Origin of the sequence: Streptomyces sp. SID3343 (genome assembly GCF_009865215.1) — a bacterium.
In the GTDB taxonomy this organism is placed as follows: Bacteria; Actinomycetota; Actinomycetes; order Streptomycetales; family Streptomycetaceae; genus Embleya.
Genome location: NZ_WWJX01000500.1, coordinates 15650 through 28482, shown reverse-complemented (window position 1 = coordinate 28482; position 12833 = coordinate 15650). Strand labels below are relative to the sequence as shown.

13 protein-coding genes are annotated in these 12833 nt (G+C 67.8%); 4 read left to right on the top strand and 9 right to left on the bottom strand.

All coding sequences use genetic code 11. The features are described 5' to 3' along the window. From GT354_RS15680 to GT354_RS15665, 4 genes are all read right to left on the bottom strand, one after another. Positions 1-196, bottom strand: a 196-nt coding sequence (locus tag GT354_RS15680) for a helix-turn-helix domain-containing protein (protein WP_161356922.1), incomplete at its 3' end; no start/stop codon positions are given. Positions 197-274: 78 nt separating this feature from the next. Then, entirely contained in the window at positions 275-502 is a 228-nt protein-coding gene (locus tag GT354_RS15675; protein ID WP_161356921.1) for a DUF397 domain-containing protein, read from the bottom strand. Next, positions 499-726: a DUF397 domain-containing protein gene (locus GT354_RS15670; protein WP_161356920.1), complete on the bottom strand. Its 228-nt coding sequence runs from the start codon at positions 724-726 to the stop codon at positions 499-501. Before GT354_RS15670 ends, GT354_RS15675 begins: the two co-directional genes overlap by 4 nt. Before the next feature lies 1 nt (position 727). Beyond that, on the bottom strand, positions 728-1240 hold the full coding sequence (locus tag GT354_RS15665) for a DUF5753 domain-containing protein (protein ID WP_161356919.1): 513 nt from the start codon (positions 1238-1240) through the stop codon (positions 728-730). Between the two features lie 62 nt (positions 1241-1302). On the opposite strand from GT354_RS15665, the gene GT354_RS15660 reads away from it, so the two are divergent. After that, positions 1303-1905, top strand: a complete 603-nt coding sequence (locus tag GT354_RS15660) for a hypothetical protein (protein ID WP_237534939.1) — start codon at positions 1303-1305, stop codon at positions 1903-1905. A gap of 345 nt (positions 1906-2250) precedes the next feature. Here the strand turns inward: GT354_RS15660 and GT354_RS15655 are convergent, their stop codons facing one another. Both GT354_RS15655 and GT354_RS15650 read right to left on the bottom strand, forming a co-directional pair. Further along, entirely contained in the window at positions 2251-2451 is a 201-nt protein-coding gene (locus GT354_RS15655) for a DUF397 domain-containing protein (protein ID WP_161356917.1), read from the bottom strand. Between the two features lie 5 nt (positions 2452-2456). After that, the gene (locus GT354_RS15650; protein ID WP_202511935.1) at positions 2457-3320 is read right to left on the bottom strand and encodes a helix-turn-helix transcriptional regulator; all 864 of its coding nucleotides are present in this window, start codon (positions 3318-3320) and stop codon (positions 2457-2459) included. Between the two features lie 893 nt (positions 3321-4213). Here GT354_RS15650 and GT354_RS54030 point away from each other — a divergent pair. The 3 genes from GT354_RS54030 (at position 4214) to GT354_RS15635 (ending at position 6176) form a co-directional block, all read left to right on the top strand. Then, a complete protein-coding gene (locus GT354_RS54030; RefSeq protein ID WP_237534938.1) occupies positions 4214-4468 on the top strand; it encodes a hypothetical protein in 255 nt (84 codons plus the stop codon). After that, positions 4465-4908, top strand: a complete 444-nt coding sequence (locus tag GT354_RS15640) for a hypothetical protein (RefSeq protein ID WP_161356914.1) — start codon at positions 4465-4467, stop codon at positions 4906-4908. Before GT354_RS54030 ends, GT354_RS15640 begins: the two co-directional genes overlap by 4 nt. 479 nt (positions 4909-5387) lie before the next feature. Next, positions 5388-6176 carry a phosphotransferase gene (locus GT354_RS15635; RefSeq protein ID WP_161356913.1) on the top strand — a complete coding sequence of 263 codons (789 nt, stop codon included), beginning with the start codon at positions 5388-5390 and terminating at the stop codon, positions 6174-6176. Positions 6177-6808: 632 nt separating this feature from the next. Here the strand turns inward: GT354_RS15635 and lpdA are convergent. From lpdA to ligA, 3 genes are all read right to left on the bottom strand, one after another. Continuing rightward, positions 6809-8215 (bottom strand): dihydrolipoyl dehydrogenase, encoded by a 1407-nt coding sequence (lpdA, locus tag GT354_RS15630; RefSeq protein ID WP_161356912.1) that lies wholly within the window; start codon positions 8213-8215, stop codon positions 6809-6811. Between the two features lie 49 nt (positions 8216-8264). Further along, positions 8265-10358, bottom strand: a complete 2094-nt coding sequence (locus GT354_RS15625; protein ID WP_237534936.1) for an EAL domain-containing protein — start codon at positions 10356-10358, stop codon at positions 8265-8267. Positions 10359-10487: 129 nt separating this feature from the next. Continuing rightward, entirely contained in the window at positions 10488-12788 is a 2301-nt protein-coding gene (ligA, locus tag GT354_RS15620; protein ID WP_161356925.1) for an NAD-dependent DNA ligase LigA, read from the bottom strand. Positions 12789-12833 lie beyond the last annotated feature (45 nt).

Sequence of the window (12833 nt, the reverse complement as noted above, 5' to 3'; positions counted from 1 at the left end):
GCGCCGCTGCCTTGTTCTTCCCGGATGCCTGCCGGCCGTAGAGCCATCGCTTGCCGGTACGGCGATTGATGCCCACGATCCGGCAGGCTTCCGTGTTGCTTATCCCAAGATCCACGAGCCGAAGGTATTCCGCCCGCTCACCGACCAGTTTCCTCGGGCCCTGGGGCCGCCGATCCGCACGAACCTCGAAGTCCATCGCACCCCCTGAACTGGGGTGTTGCGACGACCACTAGAACCTAAGAAGTGGCTTGGGGCCCTCCGCCGTTTTGCTCGGTCAGCTGTCGAACTCGACATCTCGGACTCCGGCCAGGAACGCGGCCCATTCACGGGCGTTGTACCTCTGGACGGCTCCGTGCGGGTCGGCTGGGTTTCGTAGGGCCATCCCTCCGCCAGGGAGATCGGCGATCTCGATACGGTCGTTGGGGTCTGCTCCCGGCGCAGTAATCCATTGCGCATCGGACAGACCCAAGGCGTAGAGGTCCGCCTTGTCGTCCGAGGTCATGCCTGGACGAACCTTCCTGTCTTGGCCGCACTCACGAACTCGCGCCAAGCGGCGGCGGAAACGCGGGTCGTGGGAAATTCCGTGATTTTGCTGTCTCGCACGGCCACGGCCGCAGATCCGGGAATGGCGCCCCTCTCCACGCAGTCGCCGGCGTTGGCTGTGTAGGAACTCTTCGTCCAGACGATGCCGTCGAGGTCGAGGCAGAAGATGTCGTTCGAGTCCATGTCAGGTCCGATCTCTCTCGATCTTGATGAGTTCGCGAGTTTCTTCCGCGCTCAGCGCGACGTTCCGCAGGTTCTTGAAGAGCCGGTTCACTCGCACCAAGTCGCGTGGATCGTTCATAAATACGCTGCCGCTGACGCCATCCGAGAACGCCACGTCTGGTTCGTTGTCGTCGTACGAGAACACGCTGAAGGCGCCGGTGTGGGTGCCTCCCGCACCCGACTTGTACGGGATGACGTGCAGGTCGACGTTCGGCAGCGTCGTGATCTTCAGCAGATGGTCGAGAAGTTCGCGATGCGCTTCGGGACCACCGACCTCGAACGTGATGGCGGCTTGGGTGATGACTGCCTCGACGAAGAGCGGTTTCGGCTCATGGAGACGGCGCTGCCGGATCGAGCGGACCTCGACCGGTCTGTCGACGGCAGTCGTCCGACGCCGCGATGTCCCGGGCGCGGCAGCGCGCGTCCACTGGTCGGCCGTCCTGGTACGACGGGGTGCCGGCGGCTTCGTACACAAGCCGGGCGACTGCGTTCGGCGATGGCACCGGCGGTCAACAGTTCACTCTGGAAGAGCAGTTGATGCGCGACGCAAGGCGCGGAGGCGATCCGTGGACGCTGTCGGTCGAGGTCGTATTCGGCCGTGAGTTCTCGGCCGGTGCCCAGGATGTCCATGGCGTATTCGGTCGCCGCGCCGTGGTGACCCCAATACAGGTTGGTCATGGTGAGCGCGAGTGTTCCCGACTCGATGTCCACGATGTGCGCGGCGCCGTTCGGTACCGGGCGCACGGTCACCACATCGCGGCGGCGGGTGGCACGCCGGCCGGTGCGTTCTTCGACGAGGCCGAACGTCATCGTGGGCAAGGGCTCAGCGATCAGCAACTCCCGTTCGGCGTCTGCAAAACGTCCTCATCGAAGACGACGGTGAAGGTGGCCGTGGCTGCTTCGTCGACTGGGGCATGTCCGCCGTCGGTCCCGCATGGGTCGAACTCGCTTATGAATGCCCGCTGTTGCTTTGGTCAGAGCACCCTTCGAATCCGCGCGCAGGTGGTTGTGGCAGTTCCCGGCCTGGCGCGAGGCCCCATCGCGGGCGTCGGCGCGTTCGTTGCGGGGGCCGCCGCAGAAGCAAACGCACGGTATTTGCCCACCCAAGCCGAACGGTGGAAATCGCTACTCGCGCGGTGACGTCCGGCCAAGCCGTCACAGGACAACGCCGCCGAGTGTCCACCGGCGCGGAAGGCGATCACGCGCGTCGTGACCGCAGCCTTGATCCACCGCGACGAGGTGCTTGATCTGTTCACGCGACGCTCCCGCTGCCGAGTTTTCGTCGGGCCGCAGTCTTGTCGACGGTCATAACGAACTGCGGTGGACGATTCCGGGGAGCAGATCCTGCCGCCGCGTTCGCAACCGGCCGCAGTCCTCGATCAGTGCATGACCCGTGGGCGCCCACTCACCGTCGGCGGAGGGTTGCGTCATGATGGAGCGTTGTTCGCCTCCCCCCGCCGGTTGGGGCCAAGCAATAGCCGTCCCTCAGCGTGCGGCGCTACGCAGTGCCTTCGTCAACGATGTCCACGCCTGCCGAGTGAAGGAATGGACGGGGCCGCCATCCACGAGTTTGCTGTCACGGACGAGGGCGCGGTCTTCTACGATGGCGGATTCGACGCAGTTGCCGCCGTTGCCGCCGCTGTAGCTGCTCGTGCGCCACTGGGGGTGCCTGCCGGCAGTGGTCATGCGGATCAGAACTCCTTCAGGATGTTGTCGATGAGGCCCTCCAAAGCGACGAGTTTCGTTGCGCTGGTTTGGAGATGCTCGAACGCCACGGTATATGTGTCGATCTCGGCCGCCTTCTCCAGGTAGAGGGCGCTGGTGGCTCCTTCGATGTAGACGATGGGTCGGGTCTCGGGGTCCTTGAAATTCAGCATGTAGAAGCCGTTGAGCATGCTTGCGTGTGCACCGGCTGCGAACGTTTGTACTTGGATGGTGATACCCGGCATCGCGGCGATCTCCCGCAGCCGGGCCAACTGCGCACGCATGATCTCCGCATTGCCGACCCGCCTACGCAGCACAGCCTCGTTGAGGATCAACCAGACCCTGGGGGCCTCGGAGCGCGGGCGTTCGAGGATGGCTTGCCTCGCCATGCGCAGATCGACGAGACGCCGGATCTCCTCGCCCGTCGAGTCCGGCTGCGAGGCCCGATGGACGGCCTCGGCGTAGTCAGGGGTTTGACAGAGACCGGGAACCAACTCGCTTTCATAGCCCCGAATCTCGCTGGCTCCGTCTTCCAGGTTCACGTAGATCTGGAACCAGTCGGGTAGCACGTCGCCGTATTGATGCCACCAGCTCTTTTCCGTCGTGCGCGCCTCGAGCGCCAGCTTCTTGAGGGTGGCTACGAGTTCCGCGTCGAGCGCGTTGTACAGAACGCACAGCTCGGAGACGTCGCGGACGCGCACGCCGACCTTGCCCGCTTCGATTCTCCAGACCTTCGCGTTCGACCATTCCATGTGTTCGGCGACGACCTCGCGCGAGTGCCCGGCCTCCTCGCGCAGGCGTCTCAGTTCGTTGCCCAATCGGCGCCGCTTCACGGTCTGGTTGTCAGCCACGCAATCCTCCCGGGGTTCTGCCGCCTGTGGCGCTGCCGAGGCTGCCACATGGACACCTGCATGATGCTCCATCGCCGCCTCATCGCCACCAATTCGGGTTGACTCTTGCCGATCTGCTTGTAGCGAGCATTGCAGAACGGGTAAACGTAGTGAGGAACTTCTGCTGCGCTGCTCGGTTCGGGTGAAGCTTTCAGGTTCGGCGCGCCGCGAGTTCTACGCAACTGAGTTCGACTGCCAGCCGCAGGAGCGGTGGGGGAGGTACGGCAATGCGCACAGCGATCAGGCACCGACTAGGGCACGGAAGGCCGAGACGAACGTTCCTGGCTGCCAATCGAGTTCGTTCGCACTGGGCGTATGCCGTGAGCAGCCCGGCAATAGCTCGGCGGATGGTCACTCGTCGGCTCCGTCGATGGGGCCTCGAACCGCAGTTCGGCGACTGGGCACGCATCGTTGCTTCAGAACTGGTCGGCAACGCCATCATCCACGGCGGTGACGAGGCAGGTACGCCGCTCCTCTGCATCGCGTTGCGATCCAGTGAGGTCGTCCTGCTCGTCGTCAATGAGGGTCCGGCCGCGCCTGCCGTCATCTCGGACGTGCCCGGGGACGTGGGTCACGAGAGCGGACGGGGACTCTTGATCGTCGCGACCTTGTCCACTCGCGTCGGCATCCGACGTCACAGAGGCATGAACCTCGTGTGGGCCGGTCTGCGCTTGGCCTATGCGGAGGAGACCGACACAGTCCCGACGCTCGACGTCGGCTGTCCTCTGCACGTACTGCTCGTCCCTCTTGACCTCTCTTTGCGAGGTGGCGGAGCACGGAACGTGTCTCGTCAATGCCATCAGTTGCGGGGTGCGGCGGGTCAAGATCGCCTACGGCCTGCGTCCCTGCCCCTGATGGATCCAACTCCCGTGGCCCCCGACCCCGACTCGCACCGGCGAGCGGACCTGGTGCCTCGCGCCCCCGACACCATCCGGGCCGTTGTCTCGGCCGACCTTCGGCGCCCGATCGATATCCAGGCCGACCACACCCGGCCCGACGCCTGCGTCTGGGCCCTGACCGTCATCCAGGCGTGGGAGTTGATCGGCGACCTTCAGGCGCTCGTCGCTCGGCACCCCGCGCCGGCCATGCCCAGCCAGGGGACGTCATGACCACTACGCGCACCCGATTCCCCGCCACCTCCTGGGAGTTCGGCGATCGGGTCGGACACCGTGACCTCGATACCTGGGGCCGACACGTGCCCGGCCGCGTTGTCGCCGTCGACGTCCACCAGGGCCGGCCCCGGGTACGCGTGCACCCCACCTACCGGCACGGCCCCGAGTGGGAAGCCCACCCCGACGACCTGGTCCGCGTCGGCCGCAACCCGCAGCCCGCTCGGTACGGCTATCGCCGCGCCGCCACCGACCCGCCCCGCGACCGCGACCGCGACGCACCCGACCGCACCATTCACCACCACCGTGCCCCGGGCCCAATGGTCGTCGACGTGTACGAACCGCACCCCCACCACCTCCGGCGGCGACGGCCCACCGCCGACCGCATCCGCTGGGCTGTGCCCGACCAAGGCCCTCCCCGTGGAACGCCGCAGCGGTAGGCGCGAACCCGAAACCCTGACCGGCGACTCGTGGCCGCCGCGGCCCTCGTGCGTCGCGATGTACTCTCTGCGATCACCTGTTCGCTGCCGCTCACTCGCGTTCGTCGTCGCCCGGCGGAACGCCGGGTCAGTCGTCAAGTGCGTCGGCGGCCGAAGTACACGGGGCGCGAGCCCGTCAACCGGGCACCGCTCGGGCGAAACGAATGAGTTCGGCGGGCCCACCGGAACAAGTCGCGTCGGTACGTTCGCCCCGTTCGATGCTCGGGGAAGAGCAGTAGGGCGGGGTTCGAGCCGTCCGAGCGCCCGCGACACAAAGGAGGCACATGGGCAACGACGGCGAATACGAGATCACCGGCGGCAGGCCGGACTGCTCCCACGACTGGTGGCACTGGTCGGGTGAGGATCGCTGCAAGCACTGCTCGGCGATGCGCAGGAAGAAGTAGACGACCCGACCACGTGACCGACGCGAAGGGCGATCCATGGAACACCGCTGGACATGGACCGAACTACCTGACGCGGTCCGGGCGGCAATCGAGTCGGTCACGGGGCCGGTACTGACGGCGGAACCGCTCACCGAGGGGCTGACGTCACCGTTCACTGCGGTGGTGCGGGCCCGGGGGCGGCGGGTGTTCGTCAAAGCCACGCCGATCACCGATGTCAGGGCTGTCGATCACCAACGGCGGGAAGCGGCGGCGGCTGCCTCGGTCGGTGGACAGGTCGCCCCCACCATGCTCGCCCACCTCACGCCGCGCGGGTGGGACGTCCTCCTGTTCACCCACGTCGACGGGAGATACGCCGACGTGTCACCCGGCGGACCCGATCTGTCGCCATTCGCCCACGCCCTGACCCGGGCCGGCCATATCCAACCGCCGCACGGGATCGCTCTGCCGCCACTCGCCGAGCGATGGGCCGAATACCTCACGCCGGACGAACGCGCCCTACTCGGCGGAGTCCACGTGCTGCACACCGACCTGAACCCGTGGAACGTTCTCATCGAAGACGACGGTGAAGGCGGCCGTGCCTGCTTCGTCGACTGGGGTATGTCTGCCGTCGGTCCCGCGTGGGCCGAACTCGCTTTTGCATACCTGCTGTTGCTCTGGTCGGATCACACCTTCGAATCCGCGCGCAGGTGGTTGTGGCAGTTCCCGGCCTGGCGCGAGGCCCCCATCGCGGGCGTCGGCGCGTTCGTTGCGGGAGCCGTCGCAGAAGCAAACGCACGGGACTTGCCCGCCCAAGCCGAACGGTGGAAATCGCTACTCGCACGGTGACGTTGGGCCGAGCCGCCACAGGGTTACCCGCCGAGTGTCCACCGGCGCGCGGAAGGCGATCACGCGGATCGTGACCGCAGCCTTGACCCACCGCGACGAGGTGCTTGATCTGTTGGCGCACGACGCAACCGATGCCGATTTTTCGTCGCGCCGCAGTTGTCGCCGGTCACAACGAACTGCGGTGAACCCGCCCAGAGGAGTAGGCCCTGCCGCCGCGTTCGCAACCGGCCGCGGTCCTCGATCAGCGCCCGTAGGGCGTTGGTGGCCCCTTCGAAGTAGACGATGGGTCGGGTCTCAGGGTCCTTGAACAGAGGTCGGCGATTCCGGGCATTGGTCGCACCGGCGCCGCCACGGCCTCGACTTCGCCTTCCACCGACCTTCCCGTCCGAGCGTCGTGACGGTCAGCGGACGAGGCGGAGGCTGCTGTACCTGTCCGCGACGTGCGCCGGCAGCGCTCCGGGCCGGCCGGCTGCCGTCGAGCGAGAGCCGAGCGGAAGCCGCGCGAGAGCCGAGCGGAAGCCCAACGAGGAAGGCCGTCGATCGCGCCTTCGAACGCGATCGACGGCCGAGATCGATGCCGCAGCGCCCCGTGAGCGCCCTCCCGGGCGTCGGCGAGGCCCTGGCGGCACGTGTCACATGTTGATCATGTGGCCCGCCAGCCCGTGGATGGCCTCCTTGACCGCCTCGCCCAGCGTCGGGTGGGCGTGGATGTTGCGGGCCACCTCGTGGACCGTCAGGTCCCACTGCTGGGCCAGGGTCAGTTCCGGCAGGAGTTCGGTGACCTCGGGGCCGATCAGGTGGGCGCCGAGGAGTTCGCCGTGGGTGCCGTCGCTGACGATCTTGACGAAGCCGACCGGGTCGCCCAGGCCGTGGGCCTTGCCGTTGGCGGTGAACGGGAACTTCGCGACCTGTACGTCGAAGCCCTTTTCGCGCGCCTGCGCCTCGGTCCAGCCGAAGCTGGCTACCTGCGGCTGGCAGTAGGTCGCGCGCGGGATCATCGGGAAGTCGATCTCCATCGTCTCCGCGCCCGCGATCGTCTCGGCCGCGACCATGGCCATCGCCTCGGCCGCGTGCGCGAGCATCAGCTTCGCGGTGACGTCGCCGATCGCGTAGATGTGCGGCAGGTTGGTCCGGCCGCGTCCGTCCACGTCGATCGCGCCGCGCTCGGTGAGCTTGACGCCGATCGTCTCCAGGCCGTAGCCGGTCACCCGCGGCGCGAAGCCGATCGCCTGGAGGACCTTGTCGGCTTCGAGGACCTGCTGCTGTCCGTCGCGAGTGACGGTGACCCGTACCTTCGCGTTCGGGTCGCTGTCGTCGATCGACTCGACCCGGGTCGAGGTCAGGATGTCGATGCCCAACCGCTTGTAACGCTTGCCCAGTTCGGTGGAGACCTCGACGTCCTCCAGCGGCACGACCCGGTCGAGGAACTCGACGATCGTCACCTTCACCCCGAAGTTGTGCAGCACGTAAGCGAATTCGACGCCGATCGCGCCGGCGCCCGCGATGATGATGCTCTCGGGGAGGTTGTCGGTGAGGATCTGCTCCTCGTAGGTGACCACGCGCTCGCTGAGCGAAGTACCCGGCAGCAGCCGGGTCGTCGCGCCCGCGGCGATCACGCAGTTGTCGAACGTGACGGTGTCCGTACCGCCGGCCGTCAGGTCCACGCGAAGCGTGTGGTCGTCGGTGAACGTGCCGAGGCCGTCGTACTCGGTGATGCCGTTCTTCTTCATCAGGTAGTGCACGCCCTTGACGCGACCGTCGGCGACCGTGCGGCTGCGCTTGAACGCGGCCTCGTAGTCGAAGCCGACAGTGCCGTCGACGCGAATGCCGAAGGTCTTCTGCTCGTGCGTGAAGATGTGCGCCAGTTCGGCGTTGCGCAGCAGCGCCTTGGACGGGATGCAGCCGACGTTGAGGCAGACGCCACCCCAGTACTTCTTCTCGATGACCGCCACCCGCAGCCCAAGCTGCGAGGCGCGGACGGCAGCGGTGTATCCGCCCGGGCCGGCGCCCAGGACCACGACGTCAAAGTGTGTACTCATGATCTCCACGATATGCATCCGGCGCCCGTCGCCTCGCATGCGCGGGTCCTCAGCCCACGTCCGCCCAGCGGTGCAGGGCTGCGGTCTCCGGGCCCAGGGGGGTTGCGTGGCTGCCCACGCCGTTGCGTAGGAGCCAGGCCGTGGCCTCGTCGCCGGGGAGGGCCTTGGACATCAGCCAGCCCTGGGCCGAGTCGCAGCCCAGCTCGCGCAGGCGTTGGTAGGTGGCCTCGTCCTCGACGCCCTCGGCGACCACCCGCAGGCCCAGGGAGTGGGCGAGTTGCACGATCGAGCTGACGATCGCGGCGTCGCCCTCGTTCAGCATCAGCCGGGCCACGAACGAGCGGTCGATCTTGAGTTCGCTCACCGGGATGTGCCGTAGGTGGACCAACGACGAGTAGCCCGTGCCGAAGTCGTCCAGCGACAGCCGAACACCCAGGCGACGCAGAGCGTCCAGCGATTCGGCGGCGCGCTGTGGCTCCTCCAGCAACACCCGTTCGGTGATCTCCAGTTGCAGGGCCGCCGCCGACACGTCGTGCTCGCGCAGTCCCGCCGCGACCGAGTCCGCGAACGACGGTACGTGGATGTCGCGGGCCGAGATGTTCACCGCGATCGGGACGTCGATGCCCTCCTGGTGCCACCGCGCGACCTGGTCGAGCGCGACGTCCACCACGTAGCGGGTCAGGCGCGGCATCAGGCCGGTCTGTTCCGCGAGCAGCACGAACTCCTCCGGCGAGACCTGCCCCCGGGTCGGATGCCGCCACCGCACCAGCGCCTCGCAGCCGTCCACCCGCCCGTCCGCGAGCGCGATCTTCGGCTGGTAGTGCAACTCGACCTCGTGATTGTCCAGCGCCCGCCGCAGATCGCCCAGCAGCAGCAGCTTGTCGCGGGTGTTGACGTCGCGCGAGTCGTCGTACAGCTCGACGCCGCTGCGCGAGCGCTTGGCGAGGTACATCGCCACATCGGCGTACTGCAACAGGCCCAGTACGTCGCTCGCGTGGTCCGGGAAGATCGCGACCCCGATGCTGGCCTCGACGTCGAGGGTGAGTTCGTCCAGGTCGAACGGCTCGCCGAGCCGGTCCACGATCCGCCGCGCGAGCGCCACGACTGCCTCCTGGGCCGCCGGCCGATCCGACTCCATGTCCAACCCCGGCAGTAGTACCGCGAATTCGTCGCCGCCGAGCCGGGCCACCGTGTCGCCGGGACGGACCAGGGTTTCGAGCCGCGCGCCCACCTGCTGGAGCAGCCGGTCACCCGCGACGTGGCCCAGCGTGTCGTTGACCTCGTGGAAGCGGTGCAGGTCGAGCAGCAACAACGCGGCCCGGCCCCCGCCTTCGGCCCGGACCAGCGCCTCCTCGCCGCGCTCCAGGAGCAGGCGCCGGTTGGGCAGGCCGGTGAGCGCGTCGTGCCGCGACTCCTGTTCGCGGTCGAAGCGCACCATGGTGCTGCGATAGAGCGTGTGCAGCGGCACCACGAACAGCGGCAGCAGCCACGGCTGGGCCGCGCACACGACCGCGATCAGCGGCGACAGGCCGATCAGCGCGCCGTGCGACACCGCCCGCGCCCGCACCTCCGCGCGTACCAGGGCGAACACGTTCATCCCGCGCCAACTGGCCCGGATCAGCCATCCCGAACCCTGCGCGACCCCTGCGAGGGTCAACCCGGCCAGCGCCGCGGCGGGCAGGTCACCGACGGTCAGCGCGCGCGTCGATTCGGGTCCCGGGTCGATCCCGAACAGCGACAGCACCAGGTCGGCGGCCAGGAACGCGAGCGTGTAGTGGCCCATCGTGTAGCCGATCCGCCACCACGACTCGTGTCTGATCAGACCCGACACCAACACCGGGATGCACTGCCACAGCGCCGCGATCTGCCACCCGTGCACCAGCAGCAACCCGAACGTGACCGCCACGGACGGCATCGCGCCGGGGATGTACAACCCCCGGCGCGTCAACGCCGTGTACGCGCCGTCCGCGGAGACCAGCACGAGCATGATCCACACGCCCGGCGACAACGGGACCGGGCAGCGGTTCTCGGCGATGTCGACGACGAACGGGACGACGATCGCCAGCGTGCCCAGGAACGCGACGATCGCGGTGTGCACGAAGAACGCGCGCGGCCATGCCAGTCGCGACCCGATCCGACCCATGCGCCAGCTCCCTGCGGCCTCGTAGGGCGGCATCCCGAGCGGCGGGACGGTTCGCCTGTGGGGCACCGAGCCTGCCGAGCGGGGCAAGCTCCCGCTCAGGGTAGGTCGTTCGGGCACGACTGGGGAGGGTTATCCGTCGGCGCGCTCCGCCGCCCACGCGCGGGCCGCGTCGGCGCCCTGATCGAGCAACACCGCGAAGCCCTCGGCGTCGAGAATCACCAGGCCCAGCTGCACGGCCTTGTCGTATTTGGAGCCGGGATTGTCGCCCACCACCACGAAATCGGTCTTCTTCGAGACCGAACCTGTGACCTTCGCGCCGCGCTGCTCCAAGGCCTCCTTGGAGCTGTCGCGGGTGTATCCGGTGAGCGTGCCGGTGACCACCGCTGTCAGGCCGTCGAGCGGGCCGGGCGCCTTCTCGACGTCGGCGCCCTCCTCGGCCAGTCGTACGCCGGCCGCCCGCCACTTCTCGACGATCTCGCGGTGCCAGTCGACGGCGAACCACTCGACGATGGACTTCGCGATGATCGGCCCGATGCCGTCCACCGCCGCGATCTCCTCCTCGGTCGCGGCGGCGAGCCGGTCGAGGTCGTGGAAGTCGCGGGTGATCGCGCGCGCGGTGGTGTCGCTGACGTGCCGGATGGACAGGGCGGTCAGGACGCGCCACAGCGGTTGGGTCTTGGCCTTTTCCAGCTCCTTGATCAGCTTGTCCGTGTTGGCCTTGGGCTTGGAGGGCTTCTTGACGTTGCCCTCCTTGTCGTACTCGGCCCTCGACCAGAAGTACGGGACGAGTTCCTTCTCGTCCTCGGCGGCGCCCGCCCGGTTGACCTTGCGGAGCATCTGCACGTCGCGCAACTGCTCGGCGGTGAGCGCGAACAGGTCGGCCTCGGTGGCCAGGACGCAGGGCCCCGCGTCGGGTCGGGTCAGCGCGACGGCACTCTCGTAGCCGAGTGCCTCGATGTCGAACGCCTTGCGACCGGCCAGGTAGAAGATTCGTTCGCGCAACTGCGCCGGGCACGACCGCGCGTTGGGGCAACGCAGGTCGATGTCGGCCTCCTTCATCGCGCGCAGTTCGGTGCCGCACTCGGGACACTCCGTCGGCATCACGAACTCGCGCTCGCTGCCGTCGCGCAGGTCGGCGACCGGGCCGAGGATCTCCGGGATCACGTCACCGGCCTTGCGCAGCACGATCGTGTCGCCGATCAGCACGCCCTTGGCCTTGACCACCTGCTGGTTGTGCAGCGTCGCCCGGGCCACCACGGAACCGGCCACCGTCACCGGTTCCATCACCGCGTAGGGCGTCGCTCGGCCGGTGCGGCCGATGCCGACCTCGATGTCGAGCAGCTTCGTGTTCACCTCCTGCGGCGGGTACTTGAAGGCGATCGCCCACCGCGGCGACTTCGAGGTCGAGCCCAGTCGGCCCTGGATCGGGATCTCGTCGACCTTGATCACGATGCCGTCGATCTCGTGCTCGACCGAGTTGCGGTGCTCGCCGAAGTAGCGGACGAACTCCTTGACCTCGTCGATCGTGGCGACGACCTTGTTGTGCTGCGCGGTAGGCAGGCCCCACGCGTGCAGCCGCTCGTACGCGTGCGACTGGCAGTCGATGTCGAAGCCTCGGCGCACGCCGATCCCGTGCACGATCATGTGCAGCGGCCGGGACGCGGTGACCCGAGGATCCTTCTGCCGCAACGATCCGGCGGCGGCGTTGCGCGGGTTGGCGAAGGGCAGTTGAGGCAGGGCCTTGGGGCCGAGCCCCTGCGCTCGGCGCTCTTCGTTCTCGTGCTCGACGGCCGCGCGGGCCTCGACCAGGGACGCGTTGAGTTCTTCGAACTTCTCGACCGGGAAGAACACCTCGCCGCGGATCTCGACGAGTTCGGGGATGTCGTGCCCGCCGTCGTCGCGCAGCCTGGTCGGGATCTCGGCGATCGTGCGGATGTTGGGCGTGACGTCCTCACCGGTCCGGCCGTCTCCGCGCGTCAACGCGCGCACGAGGTGCCCGTTCTCGTACAGGAGGTTGATTGCCAGGCCGTCGATCTTGAGTTCGCACAGGTAGTGAAAGTTGCCGGTGCCGAGTTCGCGGGTGAGCCGGTCGTCCCACTCGTCGAGCTCTTCCTCGTTCATCGCGTTGTCGAGGCTGAGCAGGCGCTCCAGGTGGTCGACCGAGGTGAAGTCGGTGGAGTAGGTGCCGCCGACCTTCTGGGTCGGCGAGTCGGGCGTGCGCAGCGCCGGATACTTCTCCTCGATCGCCTCCAGCTCGCGCATGAGCGCGTCGAACTCGCCGTCGCTGACGACCGGCGAGTCCTTCACGTAGTAGCGGAAGCGGTGCTCCTCCAGCTCACGGGCGAGGGTCGCGGCGCGTTCGCGCACCTCGGCCGGGATCTCGTCCACTCCGGTCGTCGCACCAGCCACGTCGTCGCCCTCCAGCGTCACCAGTTCGAAAGATTGCCGCAGTACTGCCGCACCGTGCGACTGCCG

What these genes read in the sequence shown, in the direction of transcription:
- GT354_RS54030 (WP_237534938.1), top strand. Translation starts at nt 4,214, where the DNA reads ATGGATCCAACTCCCGTGGCCCCCGACCCCGACTCGCACCGGCGAGCG.
- GT354_RS15640 (WP_161356914.1), top strand. Translation starts at nt 4,465, where the DNA reads ATGACCACTACGCGCACCCGATTCCCCGCCACCTCCTGGGAGTTCGGC.
- GT354_RS15635 (WP_161356913.1), top strand. Translation starts at nt 5,388, where the DNA reads ATGGAACACCGCTGGACATGGACCGAACTACCTGACGCGGTCCGGGCG.
- lpdA (WP_161356912.1), bottom strand. Translation starts at nt 8,215, where the DNA reads ATGAGTACACACTTTGACGTCGTGGTCCTGGGCGCCGGCCCGGGCGGA.
- GT354_RS15675 (WP_161356921.1), bottom strand. Translation starts at nt 502, where the DNA reads ATGACCTCGGACGACAAGGCGGACCTCTACGCCTTGGGTCTGTCCGAT.
- GT354_RS15625 (WP_237534936.1), bottom strand. Translation starts at nt 10,358, where the DNA reads ATGGGTCGGATCGGGTCGCGACTGGCATGGCCGCGCGCGTTCTTCGTG.
- GT354_RS15655 (WP_161356917.1), bottom strand. Translation starts at nt 2,451, where the DNA reads ATGACCACTGCCGGCAGGCACCCCCAGTGGCGCACGAGCAGCTACAGC.
- GT354_RS15660 (WP_237534939.1), top strand. Translation starts at nt 1,303, where the DNA reads ATGCGCGACGCAAGGCGCGGAGGCGATCCGTGGACGCTGTCGGTCGAG.
- GT354_RS15670 (WP_161356920.1), bottom strand. Translation starts at nt 726, where the DNA reads ATGGACTCGAACGACATCTTCTGCCTCGACCTCGACGGCATCGTCTGG.